Source organism: Mesorhizobium sp. LHD-90, from assembly GCF_030929505.1.
Taxonomy (GTDB): Bacteria; Pseudomonadota; Alphaproteobacteria; order Rhizobiales; family Rhizobiaceae; genus Kumtagia.
On the sequence record NZ_JAVFVV010000011.1, the window covers coordinates 207,990 to 231,594 of the forward strand.

Here is a 23,605-nt window from a genome sequence, read left to right on the forward strand (position 1 = left end):
CAACAAGGGAGTGAAGACCATGCCAGCAACGTCGAGTTCAGTGGGATCGGGAGCCGCGGGTGCGGCGATCTTCGCCGATTCGGACAGCCGCAAGTACCGCTACTTCAGCCCGCGCGGCCAGCGCGCCACCCACTACGAGGACGTCACGGTCGACGTGCAGCCCGATCCGGAGCGCTACCTGATCCAGAACTGGATCATCTCCTTCGCCAACGGCAAGGGCGCCTATGTCAAGGACAACACGGCGGCGCTGAGCTCCAACTGGCACGCCTTCCGCGCTCCCGACCAGGAGTGGGAGCGCACCCACTACCAGCGCCAGTCGAAGATCGAGACGATGGTGCAGAGCGTGATCGCCAACGGCCGCAAGTCCGGCGCGCCGAAAAGCTTCGACAAGGTCTGGGCAAAGATCCTGCAGACGCATCTCGGCGCCTGGAAACACGCCGAGTTCGGCCTGGGCACCTCGCTGATGCAGGCGCAGCGCTACGGCTACACCCAGATGATCAACAACGCCACGCTGACCAACAGTTCCTACAAGCTCAGGCTGGCGCAGGACATCACCCTCTACCTCGCCGAGATCGGCATGGACATTCCGGGCTGGAACGACGAGCTCGGCAAGAAGGCCTGGCTGGAGGACGGCGCCTGGCAAGGCACGCGCGAGGCGGTCGAGACCATCATGGGCACGGCCGACTATCTCGAGCAGTATTTCGCCATCAACATCGTGTTCGAGCCGCTGGTCGGCGAGCTGTTCCGCTCCGGCTTCCTGATGCAGGTCGCCGCCGCCAACCACGACTTCATCACGCCGCCGGTGATCTCCGCCGCCGAGGCCGACTACGAGCGCAACCTCGCCAATACGATCGACCTGATCTACCTGCTGGCGCATGACGAGAAGCATGCCTCGCACAACCAGAAGCTGTTCAAGGCCTGGCTGAAGAAGCATCGCGCGCTTGCCGATAAGGCGGCCCAGGGCCTGCAGCCGATCTGGTCGATGCCGCACTCCAAGCCGGTCTCGTTCAGTGACGTCCATGCGCAGTCGCAGGAGCGCATCGGCCAGATCATCGGCGAACTCGGCCTCGACGGCTGACCCTCAAACGAAATCGGGAGATACGCAAATGTCACTGACAGCACGCGACGCCTCGCACGACAACATCTTCAAGTCGATGAAGGACATCACCTTCGAGCAGACGATCTCGCACCAGTGCGGCGTCACCATGAACGACTCGGTCGAGGCCCGCGCCATCGCCGAGTTCATGGGCAAGAAGCCCAACGTCACCGTCACCTACCAGCCGGCGCTGATCCGCATCGACGGCCACGGCAAGCTGATCTTCAAGATGGACGAGATCAGCGAATATCTCGGCCGCGAGATGACCGCCGAGATCTTCGAGGTAAACACCTCCACCCACTACGGCCGCATGGTGAGGGTCGACGACAACACCGTCATCCTGTTCGGCAACATGGACGACGTCTTCGAATACATCTGAGGATTCTCCCCCAGGACCTCCGGCGCGCCCATGACCCGGCGCGCCGGTCCGATCAACGCAAGCAATGCCGAGGGAACCATGTTCATCACACCGGAAGGCAAGGAAATCTTCGTCGTCGACGGCCACACCCATTTCTGGGACGGCAGTCCGGAGAACCAGCGCAACATTCACGGCAAGCAGTTCATCGAGTGTTTCTACGCCTATCACTCGGCGCTGAGCCCAAAGGAGCAGCTATGGGCCAAGGACAAGTTCGAGAAATACAGCGCCGACGACCTCTATCGCGACCTCTTCATTGAAGGGCCGGACGACGTCGCCATCATCCAGACCACTGTGCTGAAGGACTTCTACAAGAACGGATTCGGCTGCATCAAACGCTCGACCGAGATGGCGCAGCGCTCCAGGGAACGCTTCATCGTCAACGGCTCGTTCGATCCGCGCGATGGCGAGAAGGCGCTGGAATACATCCACTTCATGAAGGAGACCTACGACATCAAGGGCGTGAAGATGTACACGGCCGAGTGGAACGGCGCCTCCAAGGGCTGGAGGCTCAACGATCCCGAGGCCTACAAATGCTTCGAACTGTGCGAGAAGCTCGGCATCAAGAACATCCACGTCCACAAGGGCCCGACCATCATCCCGCTCAGCAAGGATGCCTTCGACGTCCATGACGTGGACTATGCGGCCACCGACTTTCAGGGGCTGAACTGGATCATCGAGCATTGCGGCCTGCCGCGCCTCGACGACTTCTGCTGGATCGCCGTGCAGGAAACGAACGTCTATGCCGGCCTGGCGGTGGCGCTGCCGTTCATCCACTCGCGCCCGCGCTATTTCGCCGAGGTCATTTCCGAACTCCTGTTCTGGGTCGGTCCCGACAAGATCCTGTTCGGGTCGGACTATGGCATCTGGACGCCGCGCTGGCTGGTCGAGAAGTTGTGGAATTTCCAGATCCCGGCAGACATCGCCGCCGAGCGCGGCGTGCAACTGACCGACGAGATCAAGGAAAAAATCCTCGGCCTCAATGCGGCGCGCCTCTACGACATCGACGTCACGGCAAAGAAGAAGGCGCTGGCCGCCTCGCCTTTCAGCATCGCCGCGGAGTAGGGCGATGGGCGCCGCCGGACTACCCAGCAGCCGCCAGGCAGAAGTCTGGCGGCGCCTTGCGGAGGTCAACGACCCGGAACTCGACGAACCTGTCACCGAGATGGGTTTCGTCGAAAGGGCCGAGGTGACGGGCGACGGCAGCGTGGAGGTCGATTTCCGCCTGCCGACCTACTGGTGCTCGCCCAACTTTGCCTTCCTGATGCTGGATGGGGTGCGCAAGGCGCTCGACGCGCTGTCCTGGCAGCCGGCCTATCGGGTCAAGCTGCACGACCACATGTTCGCCGACGAGGTCAATCGCGGCGTCGAGCAGGGCAAGGCGTTCGGCGACATCTTCGCCGGGCTTACCGCCGACCAGGACATCGGCGCGCTGCGCGAGACTTTTCGCATGAAGGCCTTCAAGCGGCGGCAGGAGGCCGTGCTGGTGGGCTTGCGCAAGCACGGGCTTACCGATCGCGAGATCGTCGGCATGGATCTGATCGCGCTGGATGTGGTGCGGTTCGAAGCGGGCGAGGCGGACAGGCAGAAGCCGAGATACCGGGCGGCGCTGCTTGAGCGCTTTCCGGCGCGCCGCGCCGACGGTCCCGCCTTCGTCACCTGGGACGGTGCGGACATACCGGCCGGCGCGCTCGGCGCCTATCTCGCCGAATTGCGTGGCGTGCGCATCAACATGGAGTTCAACGGCGCGCTGTGCCGTGGCCTGAAGCAAACCCGGTACAAGGAAGTCGAGGTGATCGACGGCGAACCGACGCTCGTCGATTTCATCCTGGACCGTGTGCCGGAGCGGGCCGCGCCGGGCGCCTGACGCAGATTTTTCGCAACGGCCTCCCTTTGCATGAGGCCCCTAACCAACAAGCCGCCCGTAAGGCGGAAGGAGGACATATGCCCAAGATAATGCTCCACAATTCGCAGGCCCGCCGGGCGCTCGCCCGCGGCGTTGGCCGGCTTGCCGCCGCCGTCGAGCCGACGCTCGGTCCCAAGGGCATGAACGCCATGATCGACCGGCCGATCGGCACGCCGATGGTCACCCGCGATGGCGTCAGCATCGCCTCGGAAATAGAGTTGCATGACCGGTTCGAGAACATGGGCGCGCAGGTGGTGCGCGAAGTGTCGATGCAGACCAACGAGGTCGCCGGCGACGGCACGACCACGGCGATCGTGCTGGCCAACGCGCTGATCCAGGCCGGCATCGAGGCGAACGAACGCGGCGCCAAATCCGTCGATCTGTGCAACGGCATCGACCTTGCGGTGGCGACGGTGGTCGCCGCGCTCAAGGCCTCTGCCAGGCCGGCCAAGGGCAACGGCATCCTCGCCTCGGTAGCCAACATCGCCGCAACCGACGCGAAACTCGGTGCGCTGGTCGCGGAAGCCCATGAACGAGTGGGCGCCGAGGGCGTGATCACCACCGACTTCAGCGTGACCACCGAGACCACGCTGGACGTGGTCGAGGGCATGTCGTTCGAGCGCGGCTATCTTTCCCACCACATGGTGACCGATCAGGAGAAGATGGAGGCCGTTCTCGAGCGGCCTTTGATCCTGATGACGGACCTGAAGATCAAGGAGCCCGAGGCGCTCGACACGGCCCGGCGCATCGCCGACCAGGCCGGGCGGCCGCTGCTGATCGTCTCGGAGGAGATGTCGCCGGAAGTCGTGGTGACGCTGCTCGGCAAGCAGGGGCCGGGAAAATACCTCGTCGTCCACCCGCCGGAATACGGCCACTGGCGCAAGGCGATGATGGAGGATCTGGCCATCATCACTGGCGGCCGGGTCATCGCCCGCGATCTCGGCGGCCGGCTGGAGGAGATTTCCGCAGACGATCTCGGCTCGGCCGAACGGGTGCGCACCAGCGCGTCCCACACCTCGGTGATCCGGGGCGGCGGCGACCCGGCGGCGATCGCGGCGCGCCGCGCCCAGGTGCAGCGCCAGTACGAAAACGCCCCGCCCAACATCGAGCAGGACAAGCTGCGCGAACGGCTGGCGAAACTCTCCGGCGGCACCGCGATCCTCTACGCCGGCGGCGTCACGCCGGTCGAGCAGAAGCGCACCATCCAGCTCATCGAGGATTCGCTGAATGCCGTGCGCGCGGCTTGCGAGGAAGGCGTGGTCGCCGGCGGCGGCTCGGCGCTCGCCCAGATCGCGCCGAAGCTGGACAAGGTCGCGGCGGACGTCGACGGCGACGTGGCGGAAGGCGTGCGGCTGGTCCGGTCGATCCTGTCGCAGCCGCTGCGGCGGATCGCCGCCAATGCCGGCGCGGATCCGGAAGCCGTCGTGGCCGAGGTCACCCGCATCAATGGCGGCCACGGCTACAACGCCTCGGCCGGCACTTACCAGAATATGTTCGAGGCCGGCATCGTCGATCCGGTGCGCGTCACCTGTAGTGCGCTCGCCAACGCGGCCTCGGTGGCGACGCTGATCCTCACCACCGAGACGCTGATCGGCGACCTTGCCGAGGACGAGGACGACCCGACCGCCGGCCCGGCGCTCGGCGGCGGCGCCGAAAAGCTCGGCCGCGCCTGAACCTGCCCGGAATGATTTCGACGTCGAAAGGATTGGGACGATGAAAGCTGCAAGACTGTACGAATACGATCCGAAGATGAACGTCCAGCTCAGGATCGAGGAGGTTCCGGCGCCGACGATAACCGCTCCGGACGAAGTGATCGTCCGGGTCGGGGCCGCCGGCCTCTGCCGCACCGATCTCCACATCATCGAAGGCGTGTGGAAGCCGACCATGGACCCGGGTGGCACGCTTCTGCCCTACATCATGGGCCACGAGAACGCCGGCTGGGTTGAGGAGGTCGGCAGCGGCGTGAAATCAGTGAAACGCGGCGACGCGGTGATCTGCCACCCGTTCCGCTCCTGCGGTATCTGCCTCAACTGCCGCCACGGCGAAGACATGTATTGCGACAATGGCCAGTTCCCCGGCCTCGGCATGAATGGCGGCTTCGCCGAATACTTCATCACCAGCGAGCGTTCGCTGATAAAGCTCAACGCCAACATCACGCCGATCGAGGTGGCGCCGCTGGCTGATGCCGGCATCACCGCCTACCGCGCCGCCAAGCGCGCCGCGAAAATGCTTCGGCCAGGCAGCTATTGCGTCCTGCTCGGCATAGGCGGCCTCGGCCACATCGCGCTGCAATCGCTACATGCGATCTCCGGCTGCCGCATCATTGCCGTCGACCGCGAGCCGGCGGCGCAATTGCTGGCCAAGGACCTCGGCGCCGACTTCGTGCTCGACGGCGGCCCGAACGTGGTCGAGGAGGTGAAGCAGATCACCGGCGGCGGCGCGCATGTCGTCATCGACTTCGTCGGCGAACTCGGTGTCGAGAACATCTGCTGGAAGATGGTGCGCAAGGGCGGCCAGCTTTTCGTCGTCGGCTACGGCGGCCAGGTCAACGTGCCGACCGCGCATCTCGTCATCGAGGAGATCAACATCGGCGGCAGCCTGGTCGGCAATTTCACCGAGCTGGTCGAGCTGATGGAGCTGAACGCCGACGGCAAGGTGAAGATGCATTACACCGAATACAACCTCGCCAGCATCAACACCGCGCTGGACGATTTCAAGAACCGGCGGTTCACCGGGCGCGGGGTCATTGTCCCTTGAAGCGTCTGGCTCATGCGCGGCGCGGCCCAGGGGGTGCCGCGTTGGCGTCGCCAGCACCATGCTTTAGGTGTCGGAACGTTAGACGAAGCGCGTTCCTGAACCGTTATACCAACGGTTGCAATCTCTGGCCGTTGTGCTTCTTCGGTCAAAGCTTATGCCCATTGGCGTCGACGTGGCATAGGAAAATAATCCTTGCCCTTTTCCACCTCTCTGCTATTGTGCGCCTCGAACGGAGGCTGGAATGGACCGCGCGGAACGCGAAAATGAGCAGGAGACGCTGAAGGGCATGGCAGCGGTGCTGCTCAAGCTGGCCGTTCTGGCCGAGTTCCTTTGCGTCCTGCCGCTCTGGATTCGCGTTCCGGTGCTGACGCTCTTGCGGCCGGCCGAGGCCGTTGCGCGGGCCTTTGCCGCCGAGCGAGCCGGCGGCGCGCTTGCCTTGCCCCCGGCTGCGGTCGGCGATGCCGATGGCTGCGCCGAGGCTTTGCATCTTGCCCGCTGCTTCCGCGCGCTGGCCTTCGTCTTCGGCGGCTTGCAGGATCTTTTCGCCGGGCGGCGGCTGTTTCGCAACTGGTTGAACGGGCGTCTTGCGCACCGCACGCCGGCGATGGCATGGCGGGATCACGCAAAGAGGGCGCGGCGCGCAATGGTTTGCGGCGTGGCGGGGCGTATCGATACGTCGTGACGGCCGGACGGCATGCCAGGTTGACTTGTTGAGGATTCGAACGCCATCCGCCTGGTGCGCTTGGCGATGGGGGCGTTGGTATTCCGATACAAATGGCGGTCAAGGTTAAACGCCGCTGGTATCAGACAAAACCGCGCCGGATGCCGTAGCGGTCGAGCTTGCGATAGAGCGTAGGCCTTGAAATTCCCAGCCTTTGCGCGACGCGGCTGAGGTTTCCGCCCTCAGCGGCCAGCGCGTTTTTCATCATCTGCCGCTCGGCGTCGACCAGCGTGCCGTCGAGCTTATCGGCCGTGACGTCGCCCACGTAATTCGGCGGGAGTTCCGGCCTGGAGCCGGTCGAGACAATTTCGGCGGGTAGGTCGCGCAGCCCAACGTCGCGGCCATGCGCCAGCACATGCAGTCGCTCGACCAGGTTCTTCAATTCGCGCACATTTCCCGGCCAGCGCCAGGCCAGCAGTGCGTCCAGCGCCTCGTTGGAGAAGCTCAAAAGGTCGCCGCCATTGAGCGCCGCTATTTTGCGGTTGAAGTGCTCGACGAGCAGCAGCACGTCGTCGCCGCGCTCCCGCAAGGGCGGCACTTTGATCGAAACCGCGCCGATCCGGTAATAGAGATCGCTGCGGAAACGGCCCGTCGCGATCTCCTGCTTCAGGTCACGATTGGTCGACGCGACCAGCCGCACGTCGACCGGCCGGCCACGGCTGTCGCCGATGCGGTGGACGACCCGCTCTTCCAGCACGCGCAGCAAAAAGGGCTGTATTTCCAAGGGCATTTCGCCAATCTCGTCGAGGCTGAGCACGCCGCCATTGGCCTGCTCGAACACGCCCGGCTTGCCATCGCGCGACGCGCCGGTGAAGGCGCCGGCGACATGGCCGAAGAGTTCGCTACCGAAAAGTTCCCGGGTGATCGCCCCACAATTCATGGCGACGAAGGGATCGTTGGCGGAGCGCCGGCTGCCGGCATGAACGAGCCGCGCGAAAAGCTCCTTGCCGACGCCCGTCTCGCCCTCGATCAGCAGCGAGGTGACGCTGTTGGAGCGGGCGACGCGGCTGGCGACGTCGACGGCGGCGAGCAGCGCCTCGCTTTCGCCGACGATCATGGCGGCGGCCTCGCGCAGCGGCTTGTCCTCGGCGCGTCCGGCGAACGTCGTGGGAGCGGCCGGCGCCGAGGGGAACACCAAGGCCGCGCCGCCGAGGCTGCCGTCGAGTTTCAGCGGGGTGACGTGGCATGAGCGCAGATGCGGCGGCAGCGCCCTGGCGATGTCGGCCTCGGAGCCGGGCGCGGGAAGATTGAGCAGCCAGCGGCCAGGCTCGACCGGGGTTTCGGCCCTGTCGGGATCGCCTTCCGGCAGGTTGTTGGAGAAGATCGCCCGGCCGCGATGGTCGACGATCACCAGCCCGTCCTTGCGCCGGTAGTTCGGCGCGGACGAGATGAAGGCCTCGAGCAGGCGGGTGCGCCGCTCCTGCTGCTGTTCGGCCAGCGCCTTCTCGATATGGCGGGCGGTGGCGGCGACCAGCGCGGTGTTGTGCGGGCGGAAGATCGGCGAATAGCCGGACAGGTCGACGACGCCGATGATCCGGCCGTCGAGCGGATCGCGGATCGGCGCGCCGGCGCAGGTCCAGGATTTGATGCCGGCGCAGAAATGCTCGGCAGCATGCACGAAGATCGGCTCGCCGGTCCACAGCGCCGTGCCGATGCCGTTGGTGCCGACCGCCTCCTCGTTCCACTTGCCGCCGATGGCGAGATGGATGTCCATGCCGTCGTGCAGGGTTCTCTTGTCGCCGATGGCGTCGATCAGCACGCCGTCGGCATCGGCCAGCACCAGCATGGCGCCGGTGCCGTCGAGCAGCCGGCCGAGCGATTCGAACGAGCGCCTCGCCGCCGCCAGCAGTTCCGCATTGGCGCGTGTTAGAAACTCGATCTCGTCGCGGTCGCTGTTGAGAGGCGCTTCCACCCCCTGCGCGTCGATGCCGCCGGAGACGCTGCGATACCAGGACTCGTGGATGAGCGAACGCACATGGTGAGCGGGGTCGCGGGAACAGGGCTTGTCGGCGAGAACGTCCTCCCAGGCGCGCATGGTAGCGCGCTCGTCATAGTCGATGAGATTCAGGACGGAGGCCACGGCCAACGGAGCAGGCGCGGAGTGACCGTCGATCTTCATGGGACGTGTGCCGAGCTCGCGTTTCATTCAGTCATTCTGCAACCTTCGAGGCATGTCAGTGCTGTATGCTGTCGCGGGTCGAACCTCTTGAACGGTCCCGCCACGCGAATTCGGTCAGGCGATACCCAGTCTTCGACCAATCTCGGCGGCGAGCCGCTCCTCGGTCAACGCAGTGTCGAGACGTGCGCCGTCCAAGTCAAGCAGAGCTTGGGCGACAGCGTCCACCACCGGCGCGAAAAAGCCGTTCTCTCTTGTGGCGAGAACGAACACCTGCCCGCCGTCCCGGTAGCGGACGTCGCCGATGTGATGCAACTGGCGGCCGCTGTTCTGGTCGACGGAGATGACCCGGCCGTTCAGGGTGATGCGGATTGACGGATCGGGTTCGGCGGCGATTGGCGAACCACCGCCGACATGGATGATCAATCCCTCTGCCTTCGGTTGCTGGCGCGGCTTACGCGAGGCGGAATAGCCGCCGCCGCTGATCTGGTCGGCGATGCGCTCGATGGTGGCGCGGTTCTGTTCGATCAGCCGCTTGGCCTGCACGTCCTCGCGACGCGGACCATCCCGCCTGGAAATGATCTCGACCATGAATCCTCCCAGATTCGCCCGGTCTTCCCGCCCGTTGAGCCGCGCCGGCTGCCGGGCGGTGGGCGGCGCGGGCTGTCGGTCCCCACAGTACCTTCCAATAACGCGAACACCCTGCCGTGGGGTGGTAGGTGGTTACTACAGGAAGTGCCTCAGCCCGGCGACCGAGGCGATCAGGCCAGCATCACGCCGGCCTCGCGCATGCGCTCGGTCATTGCCTGGAGCGAGCCGCCGAGATCGATGGCGCGGCAGGCGTCGAGCCTGACCGTGGCGTCGAAGCCGAGCCGCACCGCGTCCAGCGCCGAATAGGCGACACAAAAGTCCGTCGCCAGGCCGACCAGCGTCAGCGTGGCGATGCCGCGCTCGCGCAGATAGCCGGCAAGGCCGGTCGGCGTCGCGCGGTCGTTCTCGAAAAAGGCCGAATAGCTGTCGATGTCGCGCCGAAACCCTTTTCGCACGACAAGTTCGGCCTTGGTCCTGTTCAGCGACGCATGGAAGGCCGCGCCTTCGGTGCCTTGAACGCAATGATCCGGCCACAACGTCTGTTCGCCGTAGGACATCTGGACTGTCTGAAACGGCTCGCGCCCCTTGTGGACCGACGCGAAGCTGGAATGCCGTTCGGGATGCCAGTCCTGCGTCAGGATGACGTGCTCGAAGCCGGCGATCAGATCGTTGACCGTCGGCAAGATCAGATGACCATCCGTCACGGCCAGCGAGCCGTCCGGACAGAAATCGTTCTGGACGTCGATGACGACGAGCGCTTCCTGGCCCATTACCCCTCCGATGCGCCGCGCACCCGGCGCGCGCGCCGCATGCACTTCAATCGCCGCCGAAAGTCGGCGCAAACCGGTAGCCGCGTCAACCCTGCCCGCGCGCTTTCGCCCTGGTGACCGCGACGTTGATGTGAATTGCCACGGAGCGACGCGGCGGCGCCATCGCCTTTGACAATCTCCATAGTGCTGATATCGTTTGCATGCGAATGAATTTCGCCGGTCCTTCCGCCGGAAAGGCATTGCGTGATCCGCTACGCGAAACCCAAGACGGTCGAGGAAGCCTTGCGCCTCCTGAAGGAGGATCGCTGGCGCATTCTGGCGGGCGGCACTGACTTTTATCCGGCGCAAGGCGTGCGGCCCATCCGCGAAGATGTGCTCGACATCAACGGACTGGCGGACCTGCGTGGCATCGCCGAGACCGACCATTTTTGGATCTTTGGCGCGCGCACCAGTTGGACCGACGTTGTTCGTGCAACCCTGCCGCCGGCTTTCGACGCATTGCGGCAGGCGGCGCGCGAAGTCGGATCGGTGCAGATCCAGAATGCCGGCACGATCGCCGGCAACCTCTGCAATGCCTCGCCGGCGGCCGACGGCGTGCCGCCGCTGCTGGCGCTCGACGCCGAGGTGGAACTGCGGTCAGCGGGCGGCGTCCGCATCGTTCCGCTGTTCGGTTTCATCCTCGGCAACCGGAAAACGGCGCTTCGCGACGACGAATTGCTGGCCGCGATCCGCGTGCCGAAATCGTCGGCCGCCGGGCGTTCCGCTTTCGTGAAGCTCGGCGCGCGGCGCTACCTGGTGATCTCGATTGCCATGGCGGCCGCGCGTATCCGACTGGACGATGACGGCAGGATCGCCTATGCCGCGGTCGCGGTCGGCTCCTGTTCGGCGGTGGCGCGGCGGCTGCGCGGCGTCGAGGCGGCGGTGGTTGGAGCGGCGTCCGGCGACGAGCTTGCCGATGCGGTGCGGACCGCGCCTCTGCCGGAGATTGCACCGATCGACGACGTGCGCGGTTCGGCCGACTATCGGCGCGAGGCGGCGCGCGAGATCGTGCTGCGCGCTGTCGCCGCCGCGGCGGAGCCGGAGCGAACCAAAGCGAGGGCTGCATGAGCGCCCCTCGGATACCCATCGCCTTCGAGGTCAATGGCCGGCCGGTCGCGGTATCGGCGCCGCCGCTGCGGCGGCTGTCTTCGGTGCTGCGCGACGATCTGCTGCTGACCGGCACGAAAGTCGGCTGCGACGCCGGCGACTGCGGCGCCTGCACGGTGCTGCTCGACGGCGAGCCGGTCTGCGCTTGCCTGGTGCCGGTAGCCGGAGCGGAGGGAACTGCCGTCCGCACTGTCGAAGGGCTCGCCAACGGAAAACTGTCGGCGTTGCAGGCGGCTTTTCTCGAGCATGGCGCGGCGCAATGCGGCATCTGCACGCCGGCACTGCTGGTCGCGGCCACCGCACTGCTGGAGCGAAATCCGTCCCCCAGCGAGACGGAGGTCAAGGATGCGCTCGGCGGCATCCTTTGCCGGTGCACGGGTTATCGAAAGATCGTCGCGGCGGTGATGGCGGCTGGACGGGCCGAGGACTGGCACGCTTCTTCATATCCGGCGCCCGGCTTCCATCGCGTGAACGGTGCGGGTGGTATTTCCGCGAAAACCATCCCGGCCGGCCACGCCGTCGGCGCCTCGCCGATCCGCCTCGACGGCGTGCCGAAAGTATCGGGCACGGAAGCCTACGGCGCCGACGGCTTTCCCGCCGACGCGCTGCTGGTATCGGTAGTGCGTTCGCCGCACCATCACGCGCGATTTTCCTTTGGCGACCTCGATGCCTTCGTGAAAAGCCATCCGGGCATCGTCGCGGTGTTCACCGCGGACGACGTTCCGGGACACAATGCCTTTGGCGTCATCCCGCCCTTCGCCGACCAGCCGATCCTCGCCGAAGGCATGGCGCGATTCCGCGGCGAGGCGGTGGCGCTGGTCGCCGGCGAGCGCGAGGCGATCGTCGATCTCAACCTCGGCGCGTTTCCGATTTCCTGGACCGAACTCGGCCATGTCCTGGAGCCTTGCGACGCGGTGGCCGAGGGGGCGCACCGTCTCCATGAGACGCGTGCGGAAAACCTGCTGACCATGGGGTTCGTCGAGCGCGGCGATCCGGAAGCAGCCCTTGCCGGGGCGGCGTTCAAGGTTTCGGCAAGCATCGAGACCTCCTACGTCGAGCATGCCTATATCGAGCCGGAGGCTGGCCACGCTTTTCTCGACGGCGACACGCTTGTCGTGGCCGCCTGCACGCAGGCCCCGCACATGGATCGCGAAGACACGGCAAAGGTGCTTGGCCTGCCGCTGGAGAAGGTGCGGATCGTGCCGACGGCGACAGGCGGCGGTTTCGGCTCGAAGATCGACGTATCGGTGCAGCCTTTGGTCGGGCTGGTGGCTCTGAAGACCGGCCGGCCGGCCGCGATCGCCTACACACGCACCGAATCGATGGTGTCGACGACCAAGCGCCATCCGGCGGCGATGACCGCGACCATCGCCGCGGACAAGGATGGTTTCGTTGCCGGAATGATTTTCGAGGGTGTTTTCAACACCGGCGCCTATGCCAGTTTCGGACCGACGGTGGCGAACCGGGTGCCGGTGCATGCCTCGGGACCGTATTTCACGCCGAACTACCGGGCGACCGGGCGCGCGATCCACACCAACGGGCCTGTTTCCGGAGCGTTTCGCGGTTTCGGCGTGCCGCAGGCGGCAATCATGCAGGAGACACTCTATGACGCGCTGGCCGAAAAGCTCGGCCGCGACCGGCTGGAGTTCCGCTTGGCCAACGCGCTTCGTAACGGAGCCGAAACGGTCACAGGCCAGCGGCTTGAGGCCGGCGTCGGCATAGTGGACTGCCTGGAGGCGCTGAAGCCGCATTGGCGTCGCGCGCTGACCGAAGCCGACGCGTTCAATGCCGGGAGCACTGCCGTGAAGCGCGGCGTCGGCGTGGCGTCGTGCTGGTATGGCTGCGGCAACACGTCCTTGGCCAATCCGTCCACCATCAAGGCCGGTATTTCGCGTGAGGGCCGGGCGGTGCTGCATCAGGGCGCGGTCGATATCGGCCAGGGCTCCAACACGGTGGTCGCGCAGATTTTCGCCGACGCGCTCGGTATCGCGCTGGCCGACATCGACCTTGTCGGCGCCGATACGGCGCTGACGCCGGATGCGGGAAAAACATCGGCGTCGCGCCAAACTTTCATCAGCGGCAAGGCGGCGGAAAAGGCCGGCCGCGCGTTGCGTGAAAAGATCCTGCGTTTCGCCAATGTCTCGCTGGCGGCGACCTTGGCGTTCGAAGCCGGGACGATGATGGTCCGCGAGGGCGAGGCCGAACGCCGGCTGAAACTTGCTGAGCTTGACGCAGACGCGGACGGCTATGTGTTTTCGGCACAAGAGACCTACGACCCGCCGACCCTGCCGCTCGACGGCAAGGGCCAGGGAAAACCTTATGCCGTCTATGGCTGGGGTGCGCAGATGGCGGAACTGGAGGTAGACTTGGCGCTCGGCACGGTGCGGCTGGTGAAAATCACCGCCGCGCACGATGTCGGCAAGGCGATCAATCCGCTGCTGGTCGAGGGCCAGATCGAGGGCGGCATCGCGCAGGGCATCGGCATGGCGCTGATGGAGGAATATATCCCCGGCCGCACCGAGAATTTGCATGACTATCTGATCCCGACTTTCGGCGATGTGCCGCCGATTGAGAGCATCCTGGTCGAGGTGCCCGATCCGGAAGGGCCGTATGGCGCCAAGGGGCTGGGCGAGCACGTGCTGATCCCGACCACGCCGGCGATCCTCAACGCCATCCGCCATGCCACCGGTGTGACGGTGACGAAGGTGCCGGCGACGCCCAGCCGCCTGCGTGCGGCGATCAGGGCGAGGGAGGAAAATCTCCCATGAGTGAACTCGCCGAGCGCTTCGACAGCCACGACCCCGGCGCCAAACAGATGGCGGAAAAGATCCGCTGCGATGCCTGTCCGGTGATGTGCTACATCGCCGAGGGCCGCACCGGCGCCTGCGACCGCTACGGCAATGTCGGCGGAAAGATCGTGCGTTGCGACCCGCTGACCATTTTGGAGCATGCCGCCGAAGGCGGCGCGGCGGTCGTGCCTTTCGGGGCGGAACGGGAGCCGTGGAACGGCGAACTGGTCAACACCAGTCGCCGCTTCGTCACCGCTATCGGTGCCGGCACGACTTATCCCGACTACAAGCCGGCGCCCTTTATCGTCAGCCAGCAGGTCGAGGGTGTCGATCTCGTCACCGTCGTGACAGAAGGCATTTTCTCCTACTGCGGCGTCAAGATAAAGATCGACACGGACCGCCATATCGGCCCCGAGACGGCCACCGTGCGCAGCGAGGGCGAGGCGGTAGGGCATGTCACCACCGGCGAATACGGTTCGCAGATGCTGTCGCTGGGCGGCGTGCATCATCTCACCGGCGGGCCAAAGCAGGAGGGGCGCGCCACCTGCGACGCCATGCTCAATCTTTGCAACCGCAAGCCGGTGGAACTTTCGATAGACGGCGGCGCGACGGTGGTGGTCGAGGCCGGCAAGGCGCCGATGATCGACGGCAAGGCCGAGCACCGCATGCGTGTCGGCTGCGGCTCGGCCACCATCGGCATGTTCGCCACGCAATGGCGCGGGCTGGTCGACGAGGTGGTGGTGGTCGACGACCACATCACCGGCGTCGTCTCCGAGCACCAGGCCGGCAAGGTTCTGGGCTGGGAAGATACCGGCATCAAGATTCTGGGGCGGCGCTCGACACCCGGACGCTATTTCAAGGTGTCGGAGCCGGGGCTGGGCTGGGGTGGCACCACGATCTCCGACCCGCTGTCGATCCTCGGCGACTGGAACGCCAAAAAGGGCGCGCGGCCCGGCCTGTCGCTGCTGATGGTGTCGACCACGGGAGAACAATTCGCTTATTTCGAGTTGGACGAGGCGCTCAAGCCGGTCGAAAAACCGTTCCCGGAGCGGCTCAGAAAATCCGTCGGGCTGATCGAGGACAATTGCGAGCCGGCGCTCTGCACGGTGCTGTTCGTCGGCGGCGCCGGCGGCAGTCTGAGGGCCGGGGTGACGGAAAACCCGGTGAACCTGACCCGCTCCGTGCAGGGGCTGAAGACCTATGTGACCGTCGGCGGCGCGCCGGTCTATGTCTGGCCGGGCGGCGGCATCACGCTGATGGTCGACGTGATGCGCGTTCCCGAAGGCGCCTTCGGTTATGTGCCGACGCCGGCGCTGGTGGCGCCGATCGAGTTCACGCTGCGGCGCGACGATTATGTGCGGCTGGGCGGCTACGAGGCCGAGATCCGGACGGTCGAGGATGTGCTGGCGAAGGGCGGCGAATATCTTAACGACCGCCGAACCGCTTTCGCCGCGCGCAACAATCCGTGGCCGCCGCTGGCGCAATTGCATCGCGCGGGTCCGGCCTGATGCAGGGCGCCACCGCGCATTGGCTGCCGGACGGCAGGCGGCTGCATCTCAACCACGGCCCGATTGACCTGATCGTCGAAGTTTTTGGGACGCCGGCCCAAGTGCGGGCGGCCTATGAACAGGCGGTGGCGCGGTTCCAGACGGTGCTCGGCGAGCTGGTCGAGGAACTGCCGGACCTGCGCCGGCCGGCGCATCTGCGGCGGCCGCGACTGTTCCGCGGGCCGACGGCGCGCCGTATGGAGGCGGCGGTGGCGCCGCTGGCGGATGATTTTCTCACACCCATGGCCGCTGTCGCCGGTTCGGCAGCCGACGAAATGTTGGCGGCGCTGGTCGCCGGGCGCTCGCTCGAGCGCGCTTATGTAAACAATGGCGGCGACATCGCGCTGCATATCGCTGCGGGCCACGAACTCGCGGTAGCCGTCGCCGGCACGGGACATGGGTTTGACGGCCGCATCGTGGTGCGGGCCGAAGACCCGGTGCGCGGCATCGCTACGTCGGGCTGGCGCGGACGCAGCTTTTCGCTGGGCATTGCCGATGCCGTCACCGTGATGGCGCGCAGCGGCGCCGAGGCCGATGCGGCGGCCACCGTGATCGCCAATGCCGTCGACCTGCCAAAACATCCGGCGGTGTCGCGGCGGCCGGCGATGGAACTCGCGCCGGACAGCGACCTCGGCGAGCGGCTGGTGACGGTCGGCGTCGGAAGGCTGACGGCGGGCGAAGCCGGCGCGGCGCTGCAAGCCGGGCTCGCGGTTGCGGAGGATTTACGGCAGCGAGGTTGCATCGAGGCGGCGGCGTTGTTCCTGGCCGGCGAGGCAAGGCTGTGCGGCGATCGCTTCGCAGATCGTAGGCGCCCTACGTTGCCCCCCTCTGTCCTGCCGGACATCTCCCCCTCAAGGGGGGAGATTGAGCCGGCCGCTTCGGCTTCGCCAATCGCCAACATTGCAAAAAGAGCGGCGAGGGACACGCTGCTAATCTCCCCCCTTGAGGGGGAGATGTCCGGCAAGACAGAGGGGGGCAACGTAGGGCGGAGTTCGCCGAGACAAAGCCTGTTTACGCCCGTGCAAACGCATTTGACATAAGAGGAGACCTTGCATGCCTGACTTTCCCATCCGCAAGGTCGCGGTCGTTGCTGAGGAGATTTTTCATGACGGCGGGCCGGCGGTCGAAAGACCGCGTAGACGCGCGGCGGCGTTTGCCGCGGTGAAAAATCCTTTCGCCGGGCGTTTTGCGGAAGAGCTGCAGCCGGCCATGGAGGATCTGAAGCCGCTGGGGCTGATGCTGACCGACCGGCTGATCGCCGCGCTGGGCGGCGATATCAAGGCGATAGACTCCTACGGCAAGGGCGCCATCGTCGGCACGGACGGAGAGATCGAGCACGGTGCGCTGTGGCACGTGCCCGGCGGCTACGCCATGCGCGAGCGGCTGGGCGGCGCCAAGGCGATCGTGCCGTCGGCGATGAAGGTGGGGGCGTTCGGAGCAAGCCTCGACGTGCCGCTCGGCCACGTCAACGCGGCCTATGTGCGCAGCCATTTCGACGCCATCACTGTCTGCGCCGTCGACGGGCCGCGCCCGGACGAGATCGTCTTCGTGCTCGCCATGGCGGTTGGCGGGCGCGTCCACGACCGCATGGGCGGACTGGCGGCCTCTGACATAAAGCTGTGGGACGGGCAGCGATGAGCGGCGAGGAGAACGTCCTGAAACTGGTCGCGGCTGACGAGCCCGAGCCGGGCGGATATCGGCTGGAGGAGCAGATCGGCTTCATCCTGCGCCGCGCGCATCAGCGCCATGTCTCGGTCTTCGCCTCGCGCATCGGCGACCTGACGCCGCCGCAATTCGCGGCGCTGGCGCGGCTACGCGACATCGGCGAGACCTCGCAGAACCAGCTCGGCTCGCTGGTCGCCATGGACGCCGCGACGGTGAAGGGCGTCATCGACCGGCTGGCGGCGCGCGGTCTGGTCGAGCTTCGCAAGCACGATGCCGACAAGCGGCGGCTTATGGTGCGGCTGACGGAGGACGGCCGGCGGGTCGTCGAGGGCCTGATCCCGCGGGCCGAACAGATCACCGCCGAGACGCTGGCGCCGCTGAACGCGCGGGAGGCGGCGACGCTGACAAGACTGCTGTCACGGATCGTGTGACGGACGAGCGCCGCGCCCGTGTCGCCGTGATGATTTTGGCGAGCCGGGAGAACCGGCTCGCCCTCTACCCGCTCAATCCTTGAAAAAGGCAAGCAGGTCGGCGTTGATGATGTCGGGATGCGTCGTGCACATGCCGTGCGGCAGGCCATCATAGGTCTTCAGCGTACCCTTCTTCAGAAGCTTGGCCGACAGCGGCGCGGAGTCGGCATAGGGAACGATCTGGTCGTCCGAGCCGTGCATGACCAGCACCGGCACGTCGATCTTCTTTAGGTCGTCGGTGAAGTCGGTCTCGGAAAACGCCTTGATGCAGTCGTAATGCGCCTTGGCGCCGCCCATCATGCCCTGCCGCCACCAATTATCGATGATGCCTTGCGAGACTTTGGCGCCTGGCCGGTTGAAGCCGTAGAAGGGGCCAGCCGGCACGTCGTGGTAGAACTGTGCGCGATTGGCGACCATTGCGGCGCGGAAGCCGTCGAACACCTCGATCGGCAGGCCGCCGGGGTTCTTTTCCGACTTCACCATCACCGGCGGCACCGCGCCGATCAGCACCGCCTTGGCGACGCGACCGGGTTTGGCGCGGGCGACGTAGTGGGCGACTTCCCCGCCGCCGGTCGAATGGCCGATATGGATGGCGTTCTTCAAGTCGAGCGCGTCGGCCAGTTCGGCGACGTCGGCGGCATAGGTGTCCATCTCGTTGCCCGTCGCGGTCTGCGAGGAGCGGCCGTGGCCGCGGCGGTCATGGGCGATGACGCGAAAACCTTTGTGAAGGAAGAACAGCATCTGGTTGTCCCAGTCGTCGGCGCTGAGCGGCCAGCCGTGGTGGAAAACGATCGCCTGCGCGTCCTTGGAACCCCAGTCCTTGTAGAAGATTCCGGTTCCGTCCTTCGTGGTGATCGTGGTCATACGTTGCTCCTCGGTTTCGAGATGTGGACAATGTAGGTCGGGAGAGGCCTTTAGGCGCGTGGCGGAACCGACATTCTTGGGCCGAAACCGACACGATGACGGTCAAGCCGAAACGCGGGAGAAGTCGGCCTGCTGATCTAGCCGAAAAGTTGCCGGGTTAGCCATACCGTCACGGACGGCGTTTACGTCGGCATAACTCTGGGCCACTATCGTAGCGTCGAATTGCAAGAGAGGGTGCGGATGCGCAAGCGGATGATCGAACTATCGGCGGCGGCGGCGATGGTCCTCGCCTCGGGCGCCATGGCGGGCGCAACCACGCTAGAGCAGGCTCAAGGTGCCTGGGTGATGACCGGTACGAAATGCTCCGACACGTTCAAGCTCGAGGGCGAGCAGATCGTGTTCATCGACCGCGATGCATCGCTTGCCAACGGCATCGTCATCGCCGGCAAGAAGGTCACGTCGCCTGAAGCGAGCTGCACGGTCGAGCGCGTGAAGGCAGAGAAGGATCATTTCACCGCGCTTCTCGGCTGCTCGGATTCGGTGATGTTCAGCAACCAGTCGGTATCGTTCCGCATCCTGCAGGACGGCACGCTGGAACGCTCGGACCCGATGTTTTCCGACGTGACCTATAGCTATGCGCGCTGCGAGGCGAGCGACCTGAAGTAGCCGGCGGCCCTACGCCCGGCTTCAGAGCACGACAAAATCTGCATTGGTCAGCGTTAGTCCCTGTCCCAGCAGGGCGAAGCGGATCGCGGCGGTGGAACCGGTGCCGTCCGTATCATAGAACAAATCACCCGACGTGGTGCCGTAGATGATGCGGTCGCTCGCATCCTGGGCGACACCGCCGGCATTCGCCGAAAAGGCCGATGCGGCGAGTGTGCCTGTCGCGCCGAGTTCGGTGAAAACGGCGTTGTCCAGCCGCATCGTGTCAGCGCTGACGCTGAAATCCGCGATCGTATCGACATTGCCCGTGCCCAGCGCCGTCGAGAAGACGAAGAAATCCTGGCCGTTGCCGCCCTTGAGCGTGTCGGATCCGGCTTTGCCGTCGATGACGTTGATGCCGGCGTTGCCGATAATCATTTGCAAAAGTTCGTTGCCGGTCAGGTCGATGCCCGCGGTTCCCGAACTGCCGTTGGTGGTCAGCGTCTCGACATGAACGCCGGCGCCGAGTGTGTAATCGACCGCCGCCATCACCCGGTCGCCGCCCTGGCCGGGGTTTTCGATAATCACGTCGCCTGTATTGTAGACGCGGTAAGTGTCGTCGCCGCCAAGCCCGATCAACATGTCGGCTGCGCCCTTGCCGCCGTCGCTGAGAATGTTGGCGCCGGCATTGCCGGTGACGGCCTGCGCCAGCGGATTGCCAGTCAGGTCGATCGTCGCGGTGCCGCCGTCCGACGTGGTGCGCAACTGCTCCACCGCGGCGCCGGCGGCCAGCACGTAGTCTCCGGAAGCGGCCACTCTGTCTGCTTCGCCGCCGCCGGCGACCTCGACCACGGTATCCGCCTGGCTGTTGACATAAAAAATGTCGTTGCCGTCGCCGCCCGTCATGGTGTCCGCGTCGGCGCCGCCATAAAGCACGTCGTCGCCCGTTCCGCCGTCGATGATGTCGTTACCAGCCAAACCGAACAGCGTGTCGGCTCCGTTGTTGCCGTCGATCGTGTCGGCGAAATTGCCGCCGCTCCAGTTATCCGTCCCGGTCGTGCCTTGAAAAACCGTCGGATCGAACATCTGGGCGCGGATGGCGCTGCCGCTGCCGTCGCCGCCGTCCTCGGATTGCCAGGTGACGACGAAGCGGCCATCGGATAGCGCCGACGCCGCCGGATTGAACTGCTTGCCGGTGGAGACGGTGTTGACGATGAAATCCTCGCCGGAAAAGCTGCCGTCGATGTTGAACAAGCGCGCCCGCACGCAATAGCTGGAGCCGTCGCCCGTGTCGCCCGAATACCAGATGGCCAGCGCGCGCCCGTCGGCCAGCGCGATCACCTTGGGATCGGCCTGGTTGCTGGCCGCCGTCGTGTTGACGATGAAGTCGTTACTTGCCGGGTTTCCGCTCGAATCGAGGAAACGGGCGCGGATGCAGCCGAAGGAGCCATCGCCGGTGTCGTCGGATTCCATGATTGCCAGGATGCGCCCGTCGGCAAGCACGGCAAGCCCCGGATTGGTCTGGCCGCCGGTGACGGTGGTGTTGAGGACAAAATCGTTGCCGGCGCTACCGCCGTCGGCGTCGAACAGCCGCGCCCGCAGGCAGTCGCCGTCCCCGTCGCCGTCGTCTGACGAGGTCCATGACACCATGAAGCGGCCGTCGGGCAGCGTGACGACGACGGGCGTGATCTGCGCGCCGGCGGTAGTCGAATTCACGATGAAGTCGGCGCCGACCGGGCTGCCATCGGCCTCGAACAGGCGCGCGCGGATGCAGGTCTCGGAGCCGTCGCCGGTGTCGTAGGACTGCCAGACCGCGACGAAGCGGCCGTTGTCGAGCGGCGCGACTGTTGGACGGGTCTGGCTGGCCGCGGCCGTCGAGTTTGCGACGAATTCCGCCCCCTGCGGATTGCCGTCGGCGTCGAAGAAGCGGGCGCGGATGCAGGAGGACGAGCCGTCGCCCGGGTCGAAGGAGGCCCACATGGCGACGAACCGGCCGTCCGGCAGGGGGGAGACGGTAGACAGAACCTGGTTGTTTCCGGTGATCGAATTCAGCACGAAGTCGTTGCCGGAAGAACTACCGTCCGCTTCGAACAGGCGCCCGAACACATCCTGTCCGTCCGTCGCGGTGTCGGAGCGCCATGTCACCAGGAAACGGCCGTCGGTGAGGCCGGTCACCTTCGGCACGATCTGCCCACCGGCTGTCGTGGTGTTGACGATAAAGTCCTGGCCGATGCGTTCGATGGGCATGGCGCCCCCGCCTGAGATCGATGCATGATGTTACCTGGCGGTATCCGGGGCAGGCAAGCGCCCGGCCGGACCCTTGTTCAGGACAACGTGCGGAGCCGTCGCCTCATTCCCATTCTAAACATCGGCGTCGATCTCCCTGATGTCGGCGCCGTCGACGGCATAGGACGCGTAGCGGAAATCGCGGATGCTGGCGACTTCCTCGCCCAGCCATTCGATCAGCATGAAGCCGCGCACGCCGGCTTCCGGCGCTTGCGGGTTGCGGATGAGGATCGCCGGCCGGCCGTCGACAAACCCGAGCGACAGCGCCCAGTCCTGCGCCCGGCTGTAGTTGCCATAATAGGTCGACACCTCGGCCTTGCCGCGCATGCGCGTGCGGTTGACGACTTCCAGCCGCACGTCCGCGGCGATCATCGCCCGCACCGCGTCGAAGTCGCAGGCGTTGAACAGGTCGACATAGCGGCGTAGCCGCCGCTCGTCGTCGGCGTCGAGACGGAGCTCGGCCGTCTCCTCCGGTTCGGCCGCCAGCGTCCTCAACTGCTCGCGACCGCGATGCAGCGCCGCCTTGGTGGCGGCCAGCGTCGCGCCGGTCGCCTCGCAGGCCTCGTGCAGGCTTAGGCCGAGCACGTCGACCAGGATCACCGCGCCGCGCTGTCCGACCGGCAGGTGCATGAAGGTGCGCAGGCTGGCGCGCGCGGCGATGTGGCGGTCGGCGCTCTCGGACGGATCCTCGATGTCTGTCATGTCAGTGTCGCTCATGCGCGATCTCTCCCGCGCGCGCCGGCGCAAAAAATCATGGGCGGCATTGTGGGCGATGCGGAACAGCCACTGCTCCGGCTTCTCGACGGCGACGTTGCCGTCGAAGGCCTGCAGCGCCTTCACAAAAGTTTCCTGCACGATGTCCTCGCCGTCGATCGCCGAGCCAGCCATGCGCGCCGCGTAGCGGTGCAGTTTTGGCCGCAGCGCGGAAAGCATCCCTTCCAGGGCGGGCCGGTCCAGTCTTTGTGCGTCTGCGCCCATGATGTCGCTCTATTCCTGTTTCCCGTCGGCGAGCATACGGTACGCGCCGACGATGCGGGCGGATTTTCTGGCGACGGGTGTCGAGCGGCGCTCTTCATGGCTTTCCGTGAAGGCCCTGAAGGCTGCGAGCTTCGGCAGCGGGCTCGTTTCGCCCTCCGCCGCGACCAGATGCACGAACTCTCCGTCCTCCAGTTCCAGCACAAGATAACGCAGCCCGTCGGGCACGGTCCGATGCAGGTCATCGAACACCTTCTCGACAAGCGCGCGGTTCTCGGCGCGACGCTCTTCCTTCACGCCGTAGCGGACGATTGCATATTCCATCGGGCTCTCCTGTCGTTGGCCTGAGCGGAAGACGATCCGGACAGGCAAAAAGATTCTTCGTGGCCCGCGAATCTTTTTCGCCGCCCGCATCGTCTTTCGGTCGGAGGTGCCGGAATGCGGCGCGCCCGAGACAAGGAGAACCGACCATGCATATCCAGTTTGCCGAACTAGCCGTCTTCGACCAGGATCGCGCGAAAGCATTCTATGCCGAGCATTTCGGCTGCACCGTTGCCGCCGACGTGCCGATGGGCGCCGACGGCTGGCGTTGGATCGAGCTGAAATTCGCCGGCGCTGACACGGCGCTGCATTTTGTCAGCCGCCAGGACGAGACGCCGTCCGAAGGGCCGGTGATGGTGCTGATCGACGGCGCGCTGGGGGCGACCGTCGAGAGCTTGCGATCGAAAGGCGTCGAGATCGTCAGCGAGCCGCAGCCGGCGCCCTACGATCCCGGCCGCACTGTCGCGGAGTTCCGTGACAGCGAGGGCAACCGCATGGTGCTCAGCAGCCCTTCGGCGGAGGGCTGAC

Annotated in this window: 21 protein-coding genes and 1 pseudogene; 15 read left to right on the forward strand and 7 right to left on the reverse strand. The window is 65.8% G+C overall.

Features of this window, described 5'->3' with window-relative positions; translation table 11 throughout:
* Positions 1-19 precede the first annotated feature (19 nt).
* The 7 genes from RB623_RS17540 to RB623_RS17570 all read left to right on the forward strand — a co-directional run bounded on the left by RB623_RS17540 (position 20) and on the right by RB623_RS17570 (position 6,856).
* The gene (locus RB623_RS17540; RefSeq protein WP_308058194.1) at positions 20-1,078 is read left to right on the forward strand and encodes an aromatic/alkene monooxygenase hydroxylase subunit beta; all 1,059 of its coding nucleotides are present in this window, start codon (positions 20-22) and stop codon (positions 1,076-1,078) included.
* Between the two features lie 28 nt (positions 1,079-1,106).
* A complete protein-coding gene (locus tag RB623_RS17545) occupies positions 1,107-1,475 on the forward strand; it encodes an MmoB/DmpM family protein (RefSeq protein WP_308058195.1) in 369 nt (122 codons plus the stop codon).
* A 78-nt stretch (positions 1,476-1,553) separates the two neighbouring features.
* Positions 1,554-2,576, forward strand: coding sequence for an amidohydrolase family protein (locus tag RB623_RS17550; protein ID WP_308058196.1), 1,023 nt, complete (start codon positions 1,554-1,556; stop codon positions 2,574-2,576).
* Positions 2,577-2,580: 4 nt separating this feature from the next.
* Positions 2,581-3,378 carry an iron-sulfur cluster assembly protein gene (locus RB623_RS17555; protein WP_308058197.1) on the forward strand — a complete coding sequence of 266 codons (798 nt, stop codon included), beginning with the start codon at positions 2,581-2,583 and terminating at the stop codon, positions 3,376-3,378.
* A 77-nt stretch (positions 3,379-3,455) separates the two neighbouring features.
* A complete protein-coding gene (locus RB623_RS17560; RefSeq protein ID WP_308058198.1) occupies positions 3,456-5,090 on the forward strand; it encodes a molecular chaperone GroEL in 1,635 nt (544 codons plus the stop codon).
* 40 nt (positions 5,091-5,130) lie between these two features.
* Positions 5,131-6,174, forward strand: a complete 1,044-nt coding sequence (locus tag RB623_RS17565) for an NAD(P)-dependent alcohol dehydrogenase (protein ID WP_308058199.1) — start codon at positions 5,131-5,133, stop codon at positions 6,172-6,174.
* 241 nt (positions 6,175-6,415) lie between these two features.
* Positions 6,416-6,856, forward strand: coding sequence for a hypothetical protein (locus RB623_RS17570; RefSeq protein WP_308058200.1), 441 nt, complete (start codon positions 6,416-6,418; stop codon positions 6,854-6,856).
* Between the two features lie 121 nt (positions 6,857-6,977).
* On the opposite strand, the gene RB623_RS17575 is transcribed toward RB623_RS17570, so the two are convergent.
* From RB623_RS17575 to pncA, 3 genes are all read right to left on the reverse strand, one after another.
* The gene (locus RB623_RS17575; protein ID WP_308058201.1) at positions 6,978-9,041 is read right to left on the reverse strand and encodes a sigma-54-dependent Fis family transcriptional regulator; all 2,064 of its coding nucleotides are present in this window, start codon (positions 9,039-9,041) and stop codon (positions 6,978-6,980) included.
* A gap of 87 nt (positions 9,042-9,128) precedes the next feature.
* Positions 9,129-9,602: a hypothetical protein gene (locus RB623_RS17580; protein WP_308058202.1), complete on the reverse strand. Its 474-nt coding sequence runs from the start codon at positions 9,600-9,602 to the stop codon at positions 9,129-9,131.
* 170 nt (positions 9,603-9,772) lie between these two features.
* The gene (gene pncA, locus RB623_RS17585; RefSeq protein ID WP_308058203.1) at positions 9,773-10,372 is read right to left on the reverse strand and encodes a bifunctional nicotinamidase/pyrazinamidase; all 600 of its coding nucleotides are present in this window, start codon (positions 10,370-10,372) and stop codon (positions 9,773-9,775) included.
* 243 nt (positions 10,373-10,615) lie between these two features.
* Between pncA and RB623_RS17590 the strand changes: the two genes are divergently transcribed.
* From RB623_RS17590 to RB623_RS17615, 6 genes and pseudogenes are all read left to right on the forward strand, one after another.
* Positions 10,616-11,479 carry a xanthine dehydrogenase family protein subunit M gene (locus RB623_RS17590; RefSeq protein WP_308058204.1) on the forward strand — a complete coding sequence of 288 codons (864 nt, stop codon included), beginning with the start codon at positions 10,616-10,618 and terminating at the stop codon, positions 11,477-11,479.
* The gene (locus tag RB623_RS17595) at positions 11,476-14,286 is read left to right on the forward strand and encodes a molybdopterin cofactor-binding domain-containing protein (protein WP_308058205.1); all 2,811 of its coding nucleotides are present in this window, start codon (positions 11,476-11,478) and stop codon (positions 14,284-14,286) included. Before RB623_RS17590 ends, RB623_RS17595 begins: the two co-directional genes overlap by 4 nt.
* Positions 14,283-15,815, forward strand: a complete 1,533-nt coding sequence (locus tag RB623_RS17600; protein ID WP_308058206.1) for a 6-hydroxynicotinate reductase — start codon at positions 14,283-14,285, stop codon at positions 15,813-15,815. The genes RB623_RS17595 and RB623_RS17600 overlap by 4 nt, the downstream gene beginning before the upstream one ends.
* Positions 15,815-16,642: pseudogene (locus tag RB623_RS17605) on the forward strand (UPF0280 family protein); the annotation flags it as partial. The gene RB623_RS17600 and the pseudogene RB623_RS17605, both read left to right, overlap by 1 nt.
* Before the next feature lie 265 nt (positions 16,643-16,907).
* On the forward strand, positions 16,908-17,492 hold the full coding sequence (locus tag RB623_RS17610) for an amino acid synthesis family protein (RefSeq protein ID WP_308058207.1): 585 nt from the start codon (positions 16,908-16,910) through the stop codon (positions 17,490-17,492).
* On the forward strand, positions 17,489-17,950 hold the full coding sequence (locus RB623_RS17615) for a MarR family transcriptional regulator (protein WP_308058208.1): 462 nt from the start codon (positions 17,489-17,491) through the stop codon (positions 17,948-17,950). The genes RB623_RS17610 and RB623_RS17615 overlap by 4 nt, the downstream gene beginning before the upstream one ends.
* Before the next feature lie 72 nt (positions 17,951-18,022).
* Here RB623_RS17615 and RB623_RS17620 read toward each other — a convergent pair whose 3' ends face one another.
* Positions 18,023-18,853, reverse strand: coding sequence for an alpha/beta hydrolase (locus tag RB623_RS17620; protein WP_308058209.1), 831 nt, complete (start codon positions 18,851-18,853; stop codon positions 18,023-18,025).
* A gap of 252 nt (positions 18,854-19,105) precedes the next feature.
* On the opposite strand from RB623_RS17620, the gene RB623_RS17625 reads away from it, so the two are divergent.
* Positions 19,106-19,519: a hypothetical protein gene (locus tag RB623_RS17625; protein WP_308058210.1), complete on the forward strand. Its 414-nt coding sequence runs from the start codon at positions 19,106-19,108 to the stop codon at positions 19,517-19,519.
* Between the two features lie 21 nt (positions 19,520-19,540).
* Here RB623_RS17625 and RB623_RS17630 read toward each other — a convergent pair whose 3' ends face one another.
* The 3 genes from RB623_RS17630 to RB623_RS17640 form a co-directional block, all read right to left on the reverse strand.
* Positions 19,541-21,742 carry a calcium-binding protein gene (locus tag RB623_RS17630; protein WP_308058211.1) on the reverse strand — a complete coding sequence of 734 codons (2,202 nt, stop codon included), beginning with the start codon at positions 21,740-21,742 and terminating at the stop codon, positions 19,541-19,543.
* Positions 21,743-21,856: 114 nt separating this feature from the next.
* On the reverse strand, positions 21,857-22,759 hold the full coding sequence (locus tag RB623_RS17635; RefSeq protein ID WP_308058212.1) for an RNA polymerase sigma factor: 903 nt from the start codon (positions 22,757-22,759) through the stop codon (positions 21,857-21,859).
* 9 nt (positions 22,760-22,768) lie between these two features.
* Complete coding sequence (locus RB623_RS17640) at positions 22,769-23,080, reverse strand: hypothetical protein (protein ID WP_308058213.1); 312 nt, start codon at positions 23,078-23,080, stop codon at positions 22,769-22,771.
* Positions 23,081-23,226: 146 nt separating this feature from the next.
* On the opposite strand from RB623_RS17640, the gene RB623_RS17645 reads away from it, so the two are divergent.
* The gene (locus tag RB623_RS17645) at positions 23,227-23,604 is read left to right on the forward strand and encodes a VOC family protein (protein ID WP_308058214.1); all 378 of its coding nucleotides are present in this window, start codon (positions 23,227-23,229) and stop codon (positions 23,602-23,604) included.
* Position 23,605 lies beyond the last annotated feature (1 nt).